General features: G+C 46.9%; 13 protein-coding genes. 4 read left to right on the forward strand and 9 right to left on the reverse strand.

The features are described from left to right. Positions 1-17: 17 nt before the first annotated feature. Positions 18-914 (reverse strand): phosphogluconate dehydrogenase (NAD(+)-dependent, decarboxylating), encoded by an 897-nt coding sequence (gnd, locus tag AB1L17_RS03270; protein WP_412844100.1) that lies wholly within the window; start codon positions 912-914, stop codon positions 18-20. A gap of 171 nt (positions 915-1,085) precedes the next feature. On the opposite strand from gnd, the gene AB1L17_RS03275 reads away from it, so the two are divergent. Further along, positions 1,086-1,952 (forward strand): MurR/RpiR family transcriptional regulator, encoded by an 867-nt coding sequence (locus AB1L17_RS03275; protein WP_412844101.1) that lies wholly within the window; start codon positions 1,086-1,088, stop codon positions 1,950-1,952. A 153-nt stretch (positions 1,953-2,105) separates the two neighbouring features. Beyond that, positions 2,106-2,387, forward strand: a complete 282-nt coding sequence (locus tag AB1L17_RS03280; RefSeq protein WP_412844102.1) for a hypothetical protein — start codon at positions 2,106-2,108, stop codon at positions 2,385-2,387. A gap of 139 nt (positions 2,388-2,526) precedes the next feature. On the opposite strand, the gene AB1L17_RS03285 is transcribed toward AB1L17_RS03280, so the two are convergent. From AB1L17_RS03285 to gltB, 3 genes are all read right to left on the reverse strand, one after another. Then, the gene (locus tag AB1L17_RS03285; RefSeq protein WP_412844103.1) at positions 2,527-4,509 is read right to left on the reverse strand and encodes a hypothetical protein; all 1,983 of its coding nucleotides are present in this window, start codon (positions 4,507-4,509) and stop codon (positions 2,527-2,529) included. 92 nt (positions 4,510-4,601) lie between these two features. Beyond that, positions 4,602-5,681, reverse strand: a complete 1,080-nt coding sequence (locus AB1L17_RS03290) for a WG repeat-containing protein (protein WP_412844104.1) — start codon at positions 5,679-5,681, stop codon at positions 4,602-4,604. A 128-nt stretch (positions 5,682-5,809) separates the two neighbouring features. Next, positions 5,810-10,423, reverse strand: a complete 4,614-nt coding sequence (gltB, locus tag AB1L17_RS03295) for a glutamate synthase large subunit (protein WP_412844105.1) — start codon at positions 10,421-10,423, stop codon at positions 5,810-5,812. 124 nt (positions 10,424-10,547) lie between these two features. On the opposite strand from gltB, the gene gltC reads away from it, so the two are divergent. After that, positions 10,548-11,450: a glutamate biosynthesis transcriptional regulator GltC gene (gene gltC / locus AB1L17_RS03300; protein ID WP_412844106.1), complete on the forward strand. Its 903-nt coding sequence runs from the start codon at positions 10,548-10,550 to the stop codon at positions 11,448-11,450. A gap of 78 nt (positions 11,451-11,528) precedes the next feature. Further along, positions 11,529-11,963, forward strand: coding sequence for a VOC family protein (locus AB1L17_RS03305; protein WP_412844107.1), 435 nt, complete (start codon positions 11,529-11,531; stop codon positions 11,961-11,963). Between the two features lie 203 nt (positions 11,964-12,166). Here AB1L17_RS03305 and AB1L17_RS03310 read toward each other — a convergent pair whose 3' ends face one another. The 5 genes from AB1L17_RS03310 to AB1L17_RS03330 all read right to left on the reverse strand — a co-directional run bounded on the left by AB1L17_RS03310 (position 12,167) and on the right by AB1L17_RS03330 (position 16,939). Beyond that, a complete protein-coding gene (locus tag AB1L17_RS03310) occupies positions 12,167-12,625 on the reverse strand; it encodes a VOC family protein (RefSeq protein WP_412844108.1) in 459 nt (152 codons plus the stop codon). Between the two features lie 108 nt (positions 12,626-12,733). Then, the gene (locus AB1L17_RS03315) at positions 12,734-13,525 is read right to left on the reverse strand and encodes an SDR family NAD(P)-dependent oxidoreductase (RefSeq protein ID WP_412844109.1); all 792 of its coding nucleotides are present in this window, start codon (positions 13,523-13,525) and stop codon (positions 12,734-12,736) included. Positions 13,526-13,687: 162 nt separating this feature from the next. Beyond that, positions 13,688-14,713, reverse strand: coding sequence for an AraC family transcriptional regulator ligand-binding domain-containing protein (locus AB1L17_RS03320; protein WP_412844110.1), 1,026 nt, complete (start codon positions 14,711-14,713; stop codon positions 13,688-13,690). A gap of 122 nt (positions 14,714-14,835) precedes the next feature. Next, positions 14,836-15,816, reverse strand: a complete 981-nt coding sequence (locus AB1L17_RS03325; RefSeq protein WP_412844111.1) for an ABC transporter substrate-binding protein — start codon at positions 15,814-15,816, stop codon at positions 14,836-14,838. Between the two features lie 145 nt (positions 15,817-15,961). After that, the gene (locus AB1L17_RS03330; RefSeq protein ID WP_412844112.1) at positions 15,962-16,939 is read right to left on the reverse strand and encodes an AraC family transcriptional regulator; all 978 of its coding nucleotides are present in this window, start codon (positions 16,937-16,939) and stop codon (positions 15,962-15,964) included. Between the last annotated feature and the right edge of the window lie 465 nt (positions 16,940-17,404).

Consider the following 17,404-nt stretch of genomic DNA (forward strand, 5'->3'; position numbering starts at 1 on the left):
ATCCCTTGTCCTGCCATCTATTTCTTTTCTACCGCATGTCCGCCAAACTCATTGCGCAGTGCAGCAACGACTTTCCCGTGGAACGTATCCTCGTCCAACGAACGATAACGCATCAACAAGGACATCGCAATCACTGGCGTGGCTGCCTGCAAATCCAGCGCCGTTTCGAGCGTCCATTTTCCTTCACCGGAGGAATGCATGACACCGCGGATTTCATCCAGATTGGCATCCTTTCGGAAAGCTCGCTCTGTCAGATCCATCAGCCAGCCTCGAATGACGGAACCGTTTGCCCACACGCGTGCGACCTCTGCAAAATCATAGTTATACTGGCTTTTCGCGAGTACCTCAAAGCCTTCCCCGATCGCCTGCATCATGCCGTACTCGATTCCGTTGTGAATCATTTTCAAGAAGTGGCCACTGCCTGCTTCTCCAGCATACAAGTAGCCTTTTTCTACGTTAATGTCTCGAATCATCGGCTCAATATGTGAAAATGCTTCCTGATCTCCACCAATCATCATACATGCTCCGTGGCGAGCTCCCTCCATACCTCCGCTCGTTCCTGCATCCAAGAAGTGAATGCCCTTCTCCTTCAAACGAGCATAGCGCTCCAACGATTGCTTGTAGTGGGAGTTGCCTCCATCGATGACGATATCTCCTGCAGAGAGCAAGGTAGCTAATTGATCGACCAGCTGATCCACAATCTCACCTGCCGGTACCATCAGCCATACTACGCGTGGTGTCGATAGTTTTGCTACAGCATCTTCTACCGAAAACGCCGGAATCGCCCCATCCTTGCTCAGTTCTTCTGCACGTGAGGGATCTACATCATAGACGACAACCTCATGTTGATGTGAAAGTAAATTAAGTGTCAGGTTGTATCCCATTTTTCCTAATCCGAGGATCGCCAGTTTCATATCGAGTACGTCACTCCTTCTTGGATCAAATCCGTTACCACGTATTATAAGATAAAAATTTTCATCTTTCATCAAAAATGAAGAAAATTTTTTCGAAACTATGAAAATGAGACCCATTTTTCTTATACTATCAGTACAGATTCACAATGGAACAGTAGGAGGTACCTATTCATGACCGCTTCCACCCCACATGCTCCTCGTGTGCTCACGCAGCTACGCGCCATTTATTCGCAATTGAGCGTAAAAGAACAACAGATCGCAGATAATATTTTGGAGCATGCGAGTGAAATTATCCATCTCTCCATTACCGAACTCGCTGAGCAGTGTCAGTGCGCGGATGCTACTGTTTTTCGGCTGTGTCGCAGGCTCGGATTTCGTGGCTACCAAGCGTTTAAGATCGCTTTGGCGAGTGAAGTCACGAACCCAAAGCAAACCATTCACCAAGAAATCAATCTCGACGATGATGACGTCGGCGCGATTGCCGAAAAAATTTTCACAGCGAATATCGAGACAATACGGGAAACCCAACAAATTATCAATAAAGACGAGTTAATGAAAATTGTCTCCTGTTTGGAGAATGCCAGCCGAATTGAATTCTATGGCTCGGGAGGCTCTGCGGTCATCGCGCAGGATGCGTACCACAAATTTATGCGAACTGGTATCCCCTGTCTTTATCATTCGGATGCTCACTATCAAGTCATGTCTGCTTCCCTGTTAACGAAGGGTGCAGTTGTCGTCGGAATCTCCCACTCTGGCTCCAATAAAGATATTTTGGCAGCTCTACAGGTTGCCAAGGAAGCAGGAGCCAAAACAATCGGAATCACCAGCTATGGGAAATCCCCCCTCGTTCGTCTGGCGGATATGTGCTTGTACACGACTTCACGCGAAACGGTATTTCGCACGGAAGCTCTGTCATCCCGACTTGCGCAGCTGAGTCTGATCGATCTCCTCTATGTAGCCGTATCCTTGCGCCGGCAAGATGATACGATAGCCAATATCCAGCACATTCGCGAAGCCATCTCACTCAAACGCCTGTAAACGAAATGAAAAACAGGTCTTTCCATCCACATTACTGGAGGTAAGACCTGTATTTTTTGGGAATTGAAATCACCCTCACTGGACAAAATATGCCTTGGGACTGCTCATGCAAGAAGCAACGCTTCCCAAAATCGAATCGAGGGAGTGACTAGCTTGGCTACTAACAACGAACGCAATCACAATGATGTTGACAATGCCGCTGTTGACACTGACCTGACCAACATGTCTGGCGGTACCGCTACTGAAGCTGCAGGAACAGTCGGCGGCGCTGCAGTAGGTGCTGCGGTAGGTTCTATTTTGGGGCCACTTGGTACGATTGCTGGTGCCGTTGCTGGCGGTGCATTAGGTAACGAAATGGGTGAAAATGTCGCGGCTGACGCCAACGACACATGGGATCTGGAAAGTAACAATGCTGAAAGAGACCGAGCAGAATAGAACCAGCTTCACCTATGCTTGAGAAAAAAGAGGTGCAGGGCAAATCTGCACCTCTTTGCATCAGCAGCCCCTTCTCTTGTTCGACTGCGCTTGAAAAATGCTTGTATGGAATGAAAGTCCTCATGAAGCGGGTAAATCATTATTTGTTATTTAAATAATCTTCCACTGATTTTCGCCAATACATCTTTTTCGCTTCATCGATCTTTTTCTTAAAGACTTCTTGTTCCTTCTCATGGTGTTTACTTTTTTTGTGTGTATTTTCCTTCGCGTCTAATTTTCTTTTCCCATTTAGATTCAGTTTATTTTTACTTTCTGTTTTTTCACTTCCTTTATAATATTCAATCATATTATCGTAACCAAACATAGATTGTACGACTTCTAAACTAAGAAATATTTTTTCTTTATAGAGTGGGTATGTCTCTGCTACCGTTTGCTGATATATTTTCCTTCCCGTTCGATGATTTTTGATTTGGGTCAACGTCAGCGTCTGTTCCTCTAGTGTTTTGACAGACTCCCTAATATCTTCCATCTTCCTATTTAAAAATTCCTCTTTCTCCGTAGCAAATTCTTCTACCCACTTCGTAAAATCACCATCAATATTATTGAGCTCTTCCTTCTTTAACTTAAAGGCTGTGCTTTCTTGCGGTTGGATATCAAATAGGTGGTAATAATTTTGCTCCACATTCTTTAATAGTTTGTATTCATTTCGGATTTTTCGCTCATCTAACTCTGCAATAAATACACATTTTTTCTCACTTTTGTTCAATATGAGCATACCGTCTGGAATAAATTTCATTCGCTCTGGCTTTTCTACGTCTTCTATTTCTTCAATCTCATTGATCAAGATTTTGTTTCTGGTCAGCTTTGTTTTGACAACTTCCAAAATATTTGTGGACTTTGACGCTAATCCCTTGGTAACCTCGCCAAAATTGGCAACCTTGTCCGTTTCATTTCCTTGCCAATCTTTCGGTTCCTTATTTTTCAAGAAATCAGTAGGCAACGATTGATGCATGGAGTAGCGAATACCTTTTACTTTATCAGGCTTGAAGTTATTGGAATCAATATCGTACAGATACTCATGTCCGTCCTTGTTCGAAAATGATAGATTGAATCTAGCTGTGTGACTTACTTTCGTCGAATCCAAATTACCTTCATCCATCGTCTGAGAATACTGCTCGAGAGAAGAATCTCCTTCTGTCGGGCTTCCAAACTGCCAGTCTGCATTATCTTTGTTTGTCATTTCAGCCCTTGCGTCCCATTTGAATGGTATTCTGACAGGAAGCTGAATTTCCCATGGCTTCGTTGAATCAACCTGCTTCAATATACCTTGTTGTACCAATTGTTCTTGATCCACACTAAAGTTCAATTGATCATATTTCACATCTACCGTATACACATATTCTGTGTGGTCGCTAGCTCCTCGCAGCATTTTTTCTATCGTGTTGTTGTAGGAATGCTCGTTATTTTTACTGTCCTGCGGTGCTATATTCCATGGTTGATTCGCTTCGATTCCTCTTACAATCTGGTAGCCTACCAAGTGCCCTCCATCGTATTCCGTTACGACCGAATCTTTTTTTCCATCCCGGATCAAACGCTCTTCCGTTCCCAAATTGCCGATTGCACTTACAGATGTATCGCCTAAACGAATGGAATTGGATTTATTTATTTTTACTACAGCTGAAACCGAATGAGGACGATCACAGGTATCTCCTAATCCTATCGTTCTTGAAAAGAAAAGCTTGTTTACATTCTCTTCTCCATAAGTATCTTTTAACACGCCGTAATAAGTGGGGAGTCCTTTATCTGCTCGGACGGAAGTAAATTGCCCCTCATTATTCGGATTGTTGTAATATTCATTTGAACTGTAATCGGTAGCTTCAATATCCTTGAATTTTCCTTGTATAACTGGCATTTGAGGGCGCTTGCTTCCCCTTTGTTTCTTGAGGAACTGGATCATGGCTTTGTTGCCGATCGTTTTGGCAAGCTGTAAGACTTGAGATGTAGGGTTCATTGAAAGCGGGGACATTGACGGTTTTTCAGAACTATGCACAACGTTTTGTCGATGACTTGATTTTGATGCCTCATTTTGGAATGACATCCCAACACCTACCCATGCGAACATAGTTCGATTCACTTCCCATCATATCAAACAAAAATAACCCTGTCACACCACTTCATAGCAGCTGACAGGGATGGAACTCTATCGTTATCTTTTTACTGAACGCCGACCACTGCAAAGCCAGCAGGAGAAAATTTTCTCACCCAAGCAAACTGAGGTTGAATGACCCATGCTCCTTTTTTGTTGATAAAACCCCATTTCCCGTTCAACAAGGCAGGTGCCAAGCCATTTGACTGAAAGTCGCCTGCGCTCGTATCCATTCCGTAATCAGGCTCAAAGCCAGGCTTAATCACTAGCTTGCCCTTGGTGTCTATATAACCAACCTTTCCATTCACCACAACCCATGCCAATCCTTGATGGAAGTCACCCGCCTCGGTATAGCCGGTCTTGAACAATACCTTGCCTTTTTCATTGATGTACGCAACCTTACCGTTGATCATCACCTTGGCTATACCATTGACGAATTTATTGGCTTGATCAAATTGGGGCTTGATCACCCAACCGCCCTTCGCATCAATATAGCCCAATTTTCCATGCTTGTCGGCAATAGCTAAGCCGTTTGCACCAAACGAGCTGGCGTAGGTAAACTGGGGTTTAATCGCCCACTGGCCTTTTGCATTGATAAAGCCGACTTTTCCATCCTTGTATGCCCAGGCTAATCCATTAGCGGCAAAGGAACGGTCGGCTTCCATGGATTTCTCTTGCTCGATGGGATGAAATTGCGGCTTGATGACCCATATTCCCTTGCTGTTGATGTACCCGACCTTGCCGTATTCTGTCTTTCCATTGATTCTGGCTTCAGCGAGTCCATTGGGAGAAAAATCTCCAGCGTAGTCAAACTGCGGCTTGATCACCCATTCTCCCTTTTTGTTGATATAGCCATATTTCAGATTTTGTGCGACAGGCGCAAGTCCGTTTGCCCCAAAGGAGCCGACATAAGAAAATTGTGGTTTGATCACCCAGTTCCCTCTCGGATCAATGAATCCCCAAGCGTGATCACCTGGACTGTCAACCATCGTAGCAGCGTAGAGTCCACCTGTGTCCTTCACCTCTTCGAACTTGGGTGACACACTCCATTCTCCCTTGCTGTTGATCACGCCTTCCTTGGCTGTTGCGAGAACGGGTGAAAATAATAGAGAAGCGATGGAGACAGCCATGAGCGTAAATCGTTTCATCCATGTTCCCTTCTTTCGCTTGTTTATTAGAAAAATATTGCATCTGATCATATGACGACTGTGACAAGCCGTTAGTCACGAAAAGAAAAAAGCCGATGACTCCCCACAAGAGTCATCGGCATACTTCCTTATTTCCCAACAGAAACGAAGGATTGTTCAGGCGCTTTCTTTTTCGGTGTTTTCGTATCGCCTTTCTTTTGGCTCATTTCAAAGGCGGCCAAAATCGCTTCTTGGCGCTTCATGCCGGATTTCTCCAGCTCCTCCATCGTGGAGACGATTTGCTTGTAATCCTTTGGAATGACTTTGACAAACTTTCCGACGGTAAGCTCCCACTGATCAAGCAAGGCTTGCGCGTGTTGGCTGCCTGTATGGGCAACGTGGTTTTCCAGCAGTCGTTTTACCCGTGCGATCTCTCGCTGATCTTCGAGTGCCTCGAGGAGTACCATCTCCTGATTGCACATCGTGGCGAACTTCTCTTTATCCTCAGCCAAAACGTAGGCAGTACCTCCAGACATGCCTGCTGCAAAGTTTTTGCCGACCGGACCGAGAACGACGACGCGTCCACCTGTCATGTACTCGCAGCCATGGTCACCAACACCTTCAACAACAGCGGTCACTCCACTATTGCGTACGCAGAATCGTTCGCCAGCCAAGCCATTAATATACGCCTCACCGGACGTCGCCCCGTAGAACGCAACGTTTCCGATAATCATGTTGTGTTCGGGAGCGAATTTGCTTTTCTTCGATGGCGCGACAGTGATTTTCCCGCCGGACAGACCTTTTCCGACGTAGTCGTTCGCATCTCCCTCGAGACTAAGTGTGATGCCCCGTGGTACGAATGCCCCGAAGCTTTGTCCTGCCGAACCCGTGAAATACAGGCGGATTGTATCTTCTGGCAGTCCGTGTTCGCCAAAACGTTTGGTTACCTCGCTGCCTAGTATCGTGCCGACTACGCGATTCGTATTGGTGATGGCTAGCTTCGCCTCTACCTGCAGCTGTTTATCAAGTGCCGGCTTGCACAGCTTGAGCAGTTTTTGACGATCCAGTGTTTCTTCCAGCTTGTGGTCCTGGTTGCGCTGATGGTATCTGCCCACTTCTTCGGCTACGTCCGGTTGGAACAAGAGAGCAGACAAATCGATATGTTTGGCTTTCCAATGTTGCTTTGCCTTGTCGCTCATCTTCAGTACGTGACTCTGACCAACCATGGCTTCGATGGAGTGATAACCCAACTGTGCCATAATCTCACGTACCTCACGGGCGACGAGACGCATGAAGTTCACGGCGTGCTGCGGATCACCCTTAAACCGTTTGCGCAGCTCCGGGTTTTGTGTCGCCACACCTACTGGGCATGTATCGAGGTGGCATACACGAGCCATCACGCAACCGATCGACACGAGAGGTGCAGTGGCGAAGCCGAATTCTTCCGCACCGAGCAATGCTGCAATGACTACGTCACGTCCCGTCATCAGCTTGCCGTCTGTCTCCAGAACGACACGGTCACGAAGCTGGTTGAGCAAAAGTGTCTGATGTGTCTCGGCCAGACCGAGCTCCCACGGCAGACCTGCGTGCTTGATGCTTGATTTTGGTGAAGCACCTGTCCCACCATCGTGACCACTGACCACAATGACATCTGCCAGACCTTTTGCCACACCAGCTGCAATCGTTCCAACACCTGCTTTGGATACAAGCTTCACGCTGATCCGGGCACGCGGATTCGCATTTTTCAAGTCAAAGATCAGCTGTGCCAAGTCTTCAATCGAATAGATGTCGTGGTGAGGAGGTGGCGAAATAAGCCCCACACCTGGCGTCGATCCGCGCACTTCGGCAATCCACGGGTAGACTTTGCTTCCTGGCAATTGGCCACCCTCGCCTGGCTTTGCTCCCTGTGCCATCTTGATCTGGATCTCAGAAGCGTTGACCAAGTAATGGCTGGATACGCCAAAGCGTCCTGATGCGACCTGCTTGATGGAACTGCGTCGCAAATCTCCGTTTTCATCCATGATGTAGCGCGCTGAATCTTCGCCGCCTTCCCCGCTATTGCTTTTCGCGCCCAGACGGTTCATGGCAATCGCTAATGTCTCATGTGCTTCCTTGCTGAGCGAGCCGTATGACATCGCTCCCGTCTTGAAGCGGTGAACAATGGAGTCTACCGATTCGACCTCATTGAGAGGAATAGGCTGTCGATTGGACTTGAAATCGAGCAAATGCCTCAGTGCTACAAATTGCTGAGCTGTTGCTTGCTCCGCATAGATTTTGTACTGCTCATAGCTTCCTTCCCGACAAGCTTTTTGCAAGGCGTGAACCGTCTTCGGATTGAACAAATGGAACTCGCCGTCACGGCGGAACTGAAAATCGCTGCCTGCATCCAGCGCCTCCTCGGAATGCTCTGGCAAGAATGCTTTCGCATGGCGAATCAAAGTCTCTTCTTCTATCACATCAAGGGCAATTCCCGAAATCTGGGATGGCGTACGACTGAAATAACGATCAATCACACGAGAATGAATACCCACTGCTTCAAAAATTTGTGCACCACGATAGCTTTGGATAGTCGAAATGCCCATCTTGGACATGACCTTTACGACGCCTTCTACAGCTATTTGCAAATAGGTTTCGACAGCTTCTTCACTTGTGATGTCCTTCAGCTTAGCCGAATCAACCAGCTGGTTCACGGTTGAGATTGCGACATAAGGGTTGATCGCGTCTGCACCGTAACCGATCAGCATGGCGAACTGGTGCACGTCACGCGGCTCCCCGGATTCAATGATCAGGCTGGCCTTCGTGCGAGTCCCTGCACGTACGAGATGATGATGAAGACCACTTCCCGCGAGCAAAGCAGGTATCGCTGCCCATTCTTGGTTCATTCCGCGATCTGATAAAATCAGCAAGGTGTAGCCAGCAGCAATCGCTTCATCTGCCGAAGCGAACAATTGATCGAGCGCCAGCTCCAGCGCCTTGTCTCCCCCTTGGGCAGGAAAGAGGATCGGCAATGTTTTCGCCTTGAGCTCTTGATATGGATTCATGCGAAGCTTCGCCAGCTCTTGATTGGAAATCAACGGATTGGTCAGGCGGATTCTGCGGCAATTGCTCGCATCAGGTGCAAGCAGGTTGCCTTCCGCACCAAGCACAGTATGCGTCGATGTCACACAGGCCTCACGAAGTGCATCAATCGGTGGATTCGTGACTTGGGCAAATGATTGCTTGAAATAGTGGTACAAAAGCTGCGAGCGCTCAGACAATACCGCAAGCGGTGTGTCTACGCCCATGGAACCGATCGGATCTTTTTGCTCAGCAACCATCGGCGCAAGGACCTTGTCAACTTCTTCCTGTGTGTAGCCAAATGCTTTTTGATGCGCAAGCAGGCTCTCTCCATGGAGGTCTTCCGTGCGACCTACAGTAGGCAAATCCTCGATGGCATGCAGGTTGTTTTTCACCCAATCCCGATACGGCTGCTCACTCGCGATTTTTTGCTTGATTTCCTCGTCGGAAACAATTCTGCCTTCTTCGAGGTCAACGAGCAGCATCCGCCCTGGGCTGAGCCGACCTTTTTGCACGATCGTTTCATCTGGTACTTCCAGAACACCTACCTCCGATGAGAAAATAATCGTATCATCGGACGTCACATAGTATCTCGCTGGTCGCAATCCATTTCGATCGAGAATGGCACCAATGTGTCTGCCGTCCGTAAAGGAAATGGCGGTTGGACCATCCCATGGCTCCATCAGGCAGCTATGGTACTCGTAAAAAGCTTTCTTGTTTTCGTCGATGCGCTCATCCTGATCCCATGGCTCTGGAATCATCATCATCGCGACATGCGGCAAGGAGCGGCCTGCCAGCGAGAAGAACTCTACGCAGTTATCCAAAATAGCCGAATCACTGCCCGCCATATCGATGATTGGCACCACTTTTGCCAAATCCGCACCAAACGCCTCGGACTGGAACATTTTTTCACGAGCCATCATCCAGTTGATGTTTCCTTGCAGGGTGTTGATCTCGCCGTTGTGAATCAAATAACGATTCGGGTGTGCCCTCTCCCAGGTTGGGAATGTATTCGTACTGAAGCGCGAGTGAACGACGGAAAAGGTAGAAGTGTAAGAATTATCTTGCAAATCCAGATAAAAAGCATCCAGTTGTCCTGGTGTGAGCAATCCTTTATAGACAATCGTACGCGAAGACATGGAGGCGGCGTAGAAATCAGCTCCTGCTGCCAATTCCACCTGCTTGCGAATCACGTACAGCTTCCGTTCAAATGCCATTTGGTCCTGCACATTCGAGCTGGCACCGATGAATACTTGGCGGACAAAAGGCTGACTCGCTACAGCCGTTTTGCCGATTTTCGTTGCATCGACAGGAACTGTTCTCCAGCCGAGCAGCTTTTGGCCCTCTGCTTCGACAATCGACTCCAGCTGCGCTTCGTACTTTTGACGTTTGGCGTCATCCATTGGAAGGAACAGCATACCCACTCCGTACTTTCCTTGCGAAGGCAACGAGATATCCAGCTCTTTACAGGCTTTTTTGAAGAAGGCATGTGGTATTTGTGTTAAAATCCCTGCGCCGTCTCCCGTTTCCGGATCACTGCCTTGACCTCCGCGGTGTTCCAGTTGGCACAGAATTTTCAGACCTTTGCGGACCATATCGTGTGTGGATTTTGATTTCAAGTTTGCAATAAAACCAATTCCGCAAGCGTCATGTTCGAAAATCGGATCGTACAGACCTTGCTTAGCAGGCATTCCTTGTATCGTCATGTATCTCCACTCTCCTTGCTCTCTCTGGTATGTTAATTTTAGATTGAGTGAAACGATACAAACAATATATAATTTATGCAAAATCTATCTCAAATCGAGATGAATGGGTAAGGTGGGGGTATTCATGGAGCTACGACAGATTCAATACTTCATCGAGGTTGCCAAACGAGAGCACTTCACCGAAGCCTCACATAATCTGCATGTCGCTCAATCTGCCTTGAGTCGACAAATTGCCAATCTGGAGACGGAGCTCGGCGTATCGTTGTTCATCCGTGAAGGTCGCAATATCAAGCTGACGGCGGTTGGCAAAATATTCTTGCAGCACGTCGAAATGGCGATGAACGAAATCGAGAAGGCAAAAGAAAAGATCGATGAGTTCCTGGACCCGTCGAGAGGAACGATTCGTGTAGGTTTTACGAGCAGTCTCGCCGCCAATCCCCTTCCTACGGTCATCTCCGGTTTTCGGGGGCGGTATCCAGACATCGGGTTTCAATTAAAGCAAGGGTCTTATCAGGGGCTGATTGACTCGGTCATCCATGGAGAAATTGACCTGGCTTTCCTTGGTCCTGTCCCTACTCATGAGAAAAATGTGCGCAGCCACATCTTCTTCGCGGAAAATATCGTCGCGCTGCTGCCCGCGAAGCACCCGCTGTCCAAGCAGCCGAGTCTGCGTCTCAGCCAGCTGCAAGAGGATACATTCGTGCTGTTTCCACCCGGATTCATCCTCCGCAATATTGCAGTCAATGCTTGCTCCCAAATGGGCTTCACGCCAAAGGTTGCTTTTGAAGGGGAAGACATTGATGCGATCAAAGGTTTGGTCGCGGCGGGATTGGGCGTCACTTTGTTGCCAGAGCTTACGCTGACGGATAACGTTCCACGTGAGACAGTAAAAGTTCCGATTAGCGAGCCATTGGTGACGAGGACGGTGGGGATCATCATCCCGAACAACCGTGAGCTTCCTCCTTCTGAAAAGCTGTTTTATCATTTTCTAAAAGAGTTCTTCGATGTGCTGAGCAAGTACAGTTAACTGACAGAGTGTGTCAGTAATAAGCGCTTATAATTGGAAGTAACCAACAATCGTAAGTCTAAGGGAGGTACTACAATTATGAGTCATAACCAAACATTACGGGGCTTCGCAACCATCAGCTACTGGGCGGATGATGTGGAGGAGGCAAAGAAGTGGTACACGGAGCTATTGGGTATTGCACCCTACTTCGAGCGATCCGGCCCTGACGGACAGCTCGCCTATGCTGAGTTTCGCATCGGAGACTACCAGCATGAACTTGGACTGATTGATCGTCGTTACGCACCTACTGCTGCGATGCCTGGTCCTGGTGGCGCAGTTATGTTCTGGCACGTCGATGATATCGTCTCCACACTTGATAAGCTGCTATCCATGGGAGCAAGAGAGTATGAACCTCTGATTCATCGAGGTGCCGGATTTACTACAGCTTCTGTTATTGATCCATTTGGGAATATCCTTGGCATTATGTATAATCCACACTATCTAGAGATACTGGGTTCCTTCCAAACGGAGTAAGTGAAAGGGAAGCCCTGATGAATGTTCGCGCTCATCAGGGCTTTTGAATATTTTCACCAGTCGCAACCAATAGCTTATAACCAATGCGAACTCACTCTTGCAGCAAAACTCGAAGACCTGCGCATTCCCTTCACCAGTCTGAAAAAGGCGGAAGAATTCGGGCTTCAATCCGTCGAGTCGTATATAACGGGTCTGCTTTTTTTCTATCCTTCCCTTTTCTCCCAATCCTCTAGCGTCATCATTTTGAAGGCTTCCTCAAAATCAATTCGTAAGGTTGCGATGAATTCCAATAAGTTGCCATCAGGATCTTCGAAGTAAATAGCAGCGTGAGCTTGGGGGTTATTCGGCAAAACAAGCGGCTGTTTTTCTGGTGGGAAACCGAAGCTAGTTGTTACCTCTATCCCCTTCTGTTCCAACCACTTCTTCGCTTCATCCATATCTTTGCGATCAATTTGAAAGGCAACATGTCGTAACGAAACGTGATAAGGAGTATCTACCCGATCTGTCTCCCATAATCCTAACCAGCTGCGCCCTTTTTCAATCCAAAAGAAAGCAATTGTAGCAGTCTGATGGGCGAGTTCCAGATCCAGCTGTTTGTAAAACTCAATGGATCTCAAAAGATTTTTGACAGGTAAATGTGCTTCGTATAATCCTTTAATCATACTGGACATCCTCCCTTGTCTTTTTCAACATTATCGTATCATATGTATGATAATATTGAAAATTCTGATCGCGACTGTTAACCAATCATAGCCGAAATGGGATTTATGTTAAAAAATAGTTGGCACCATGCCCCCGTCTATTCGGATTGGTGAACCTTTAAATGCAGCTGCATAAGGGCTGGATACGAATGCTACCAGTCTGCCTATTTCAAAAGGCTTGATAAACCGCTGTAATTCGGATTGAGGCAGATTTGTAGCCATAAATTTATGCTCTTTTTCCGAAAATGCCATATCCTCAGGAAACAAATGATCAATGATTTGATATACATTTTCAGTAAGCGTTGGCCCTGGCATGATTATATTGGATGTGACTTCTGTTCCTATCGTTAGTTTAGACAGGCTTTTTGACAGTGATAATAGCATTGATTTCGTCATGCAATACTGAGGCATTTGCCCTGAAGGCATGATCGCTTCTTCACTTGCTATAAAGATGATTCGTCCAAAATTGTTCGTCAACATGTTAGGCAAGTAAAATTTAGATAATCCATTAGCGGCCAGGACATTTGTTCGAAAGTATTTTTCCCATACTTCATCGTCAACGTCTTCATAGGACATGATTTCATAAATACCCATATTGTTAACGAGAATATCCACGTGGGGATATTTCTCAAACAAAGCTTCTCTTTGCTGCCTATCCACAATATCGGCCGTAGCGTTCTGAGGAGAAGTAGCCGGGAATTCCGACTTCAATTCATTTACGATTCGTTCTACCTCTTCATTATTCCGTCCATTGACGAGGACATTGACGCCTTCTCTGGCAAGCTCAATGGCAATTGCTTTCCCGATACCTTTCGTCGATCCAGATACGAAAGCAGTTTTGTTCCGTAATCCCATATCCATAACACTTGTCTCCTTTGTTATCATTCACGGCAAGCTAATATGCTCCGGATAAAGATTATCGTACTTTGTCTGGATCGATCGGTAACTAGCGTACAACGCCAAACTTCTTGCTTAACCCGCCAAATATTGAAAACAGGAAATGATAGCCCTGATTGGAACGGGTTAGGTTAGGGATTCTATGACGGCAGGATTGACTCTAAAGTTTTTGGAACGCCAATTTGAAGGTGTATCGCCTTCCCAAAGGCGAAAGGCACGGTAAAACGAGTTCTGATCGTCATATCCAACTAAGAAAGCCACTTCTTTTATATCGAGATTGAGATCGGCCAAGTATTCTTTTGCTTGTTCATGTCGAGCCTGTGTCAACAGTTGCTTGAACGTTGTGCATTCATCCGTTAGACGGCGCTGCAAGGTACGATCGCTCATGCCCAGCTCGCTTGCAACAGCTCGAATATCAAGGCGGCCTCCGGTTAAACTTCGTTTCAAGATCCACTTGACCATATCCGCCATTGAACGACTGCACTGTTCAGCCAATGATCGGTCCAATACAGGTGTCAAGATCTCCAACAATTCTTGGTTATACGAAAGAAAGAGGCGGTCCAGATCGCCTCGATGGAGCGTTAATCGGTTACCGGTGGCACCAATCCGTATAGGGCACCCGAAGTAAGCTTCAAGTGTAGCTACATCCCCCATCGAATGAGAAAATTCCACGGACTGTGCAGTCAAATGCTTGCCTGTGCCCCGTCGTCCAAGCTCTAGAAGAAAGGCTAGCGTGGTTCCAACCAGCACGGGTGGTCCGGGTTGCTCGCTGCGCATCCACTCCAATTCGATTGTACAGCGCCGGCCCTCCTCTGTTATGCGCAAACTTTCTGGTGGACACAGTTGTTTGTACCGGGCCATTCGATTAAGCGCGTCGCGATAGTCACGAGCATGGTAGGTCGCTAAAACAGTCGGTGGGTATTGTGCCGTTTCAAAGGTGGTGGAAAGCTTGATGATTCCGCTAGCAGTGTCGCCAACTAGATCGGCGTACGCTTGCCAGATTCGGAAATATTGGGCAGTGGTGACTTCAGCTGGTTCTGTAAGAATGGTGAGCGGCAGGCGCGCTTTGCGAGCTAGGTCGTGGGGAGCAATCCCTAGTCGTTGTAAGCCCGCCAAAAATCCCGCCGGGAATTTTATTCGGTCTGATTTCATTACGTATGGATCTCCTTTGGTTGCTTACCGATTCGTTCCGATTATGATTAAGTATACAGGAAGGCACCCCTAATTTTTCTTCACAAAAATTAGGGGTGCCTCTTGAGCGACTATGCTATCCGTTATTGCTGCTTCCCCATCGCTTTCCTGATTTCTTCAATCCCGTCTATTTTTGCTAGTGCCATCGGTCCTGGCAGCGAAGGGTCTGCCAATTCATAGACACGATTGTTTTTGACGGCATTCAAGCTATTCCAGACGTTGCTTCCCTTCAGGGCCTCTTTCACTCCACCTTGGATCGGCGCTTGCCAATTATTGATGACGAACAGATGGTCTGGATTTAATTGAGCGAGGCTCTCCAGTGAAAGCTGCCCATTTTCATTGGCCCCTTCTGTTCGTTTCAAGCCAAGTCCATCATAAAAAGGGTCGAAACGTCCATCATTCCAAGTAATGAACTGCTCTTTCCCTCTGTACATGACGAACATAACCGACTCCTGACAGCGAAAGGCGAGCTGTTCTTTGTATGCCGCCGACTTGCGATCAAACTCAGCTAGCACATTCGCAGCTTTCTCTTCTTTTCCAATAATCGTTGCCAATTGTTGAAGGGTTTCACGCCAATCCCCAGCCTGTGGCAAGATGACAGTCGGTGCAATTTGCGACAGTTTATCGTACTGGTCGCGCATGTCATCAGCGGCAATAATGATATCAGGCTGAACAGCTAGTAGCTTCTCCAAATCGACCTCCATCCCCAGATCGACGATATTTTTATCTGCTACCCGCTTGCTGAGACTCGGAAAATTCGTCGTAATGGTCGATACACCTTGGGCAGCAATCGGATATTCTTCCAAGACGGCCAAGTAGTCAACAAAAGCAATGTACGGTGTCGCAATTTTTACTGGTTTTTCCTGAATGACAGTGTCACCTGAAAGATGGGAGATCGTCCGCGGAAAAGCATCCACGCTCTTAGCAGGTGTTGCCCCTTGCTGTTCCTCTTGTTCGCTGGTTGCTGTTACATTTGTTTGTTGGCTCGATCCTCCGCCGCATCCTGATATTATCATGACTAGAATGATGGTTAGGACCATAAAAATAGTACCTTGTCGCTGCATATACCGTCTTCTCTCCTTTTTGAGGCTCTCCTACATAAACCAATATGTAAATGAGATCCGTTATCAACGCCCCAAATGATACTACTGCACGGTAATCCATACTACCTGTAGACGGAATAGTTTGCTGGTTATCGGGATGCTGAGCCTACCTGCTAGAAGAACGTCTCACGAATACGCTTGGGTTGAGACCATATTTTTCACGGAATGCTTCGGCAAAGTAGCTCGTATTGGTATATCCGATGGCACTTGAGGTTTCCGTCACATTCATTTCACCTTGCTCAAGTAAATACAAGGCTTTTTCCAACCGCTTTTCTCGCAAGTAGCCAAAAACGGTTGTGCCAAACATTGCTTTAAAACCTGCCTTCAGCTTATAGTCATTTAAACTAATCATCCGGGACAGCTCAGGTAATGAAGGCGGGTCCGCCATGCACTCCAACATGATCTCCCTTGCTTGCGTAATCTTTTCTTTGTCTCTTTTCGATAAGGGAATAGATGCCGTGTCGCTATCAAGCAGAAAGGATTGAAACGCCATCGAGAGCAGTCCCAATACGCCAGTTTCCAATTCAATCTTTTTCGTTCCCGGTTTGGAGACGGACTGCATCACACGCTGGAGTGCAACAAAAGCAGCAGGAGACAGCTTTTCCTGAAAAATACGGAACGATTGTTTTCCAAGAACTTGTCCGAATTCAATGGAACGCTCTCCATTCGACTCCTCCATGAAATGATGAAAGGTCGACACCGGAATACCGATGCCAAGCATATAGAACGGCTTATTTCCAGCGTATTCAAGCCTCGCTTCCACTTCTGACATGAATTGTAGCGAGCAAAGACCTGGGAGCAATTGGTGCTCTTTGCCTTGTACGCGAATCCCTCTTTCCCCTTTTAAACAAACATTAAGCTCTACCATGGGGCTTTTCGTAGAAAGAGAGATGCTGTGTTCCCGGTAAAAAGTATAGTCGGATACAACAATTTCCATGTCATACCGAGGAAGAATCCGACGCACATACCCCTCACCTATTTCTGGATGAAGAGTCATATGTGTTTTCCGATCCACGCTTTGCGGTTCCAGATTCATTCTATCGAAAAAAAGATGAATGTTTTCTTGAATGCCTGCCGAACTCAACTCTGTCCACCCCACCCGTTCTGAAAAACGAATATGATAATCATTCTCAAATTATAGCGGATCGAGGAAAACTTTACTATGATAATGGGAATAGTGGCTCATTTCTGTATGGGCAAAGCTACAAGGTCCTTATGGTTTTTCCGATCGCATTCCTGCGCTCATCCAGCAGCTTCAGCATGACTATTTTTCCGAAGAAAAAGAAGAGCTGTATTGGGAGCTTCTGTATCATCAAAATACGATTTATCCATGTACATATGCGGCACTCCCCTATTTAGTAGAGATTGCTCTAAAAACAGAGAGCCCCAATGCTGATTTGGACCGGGTTACTTAGTGAATTCTAGACTGACCTGATAGATAAAACAGCGGCGAGCCAAGACCCGATCATATAGTCTGGGTCTGTCAAGAATTTTGTGTAAACTCAATCAACCGATATATGTAAAGGTTTCATCCCCCTAATTAGGACAT

Source organism: Brevibacillus jepli, from assembly GCF_047229145.1.
Classification (GTDB): Bacteria; Bacillota; Bacilli; order Brevibacillales; family Brevibacillaceae; genus Brevibacillus.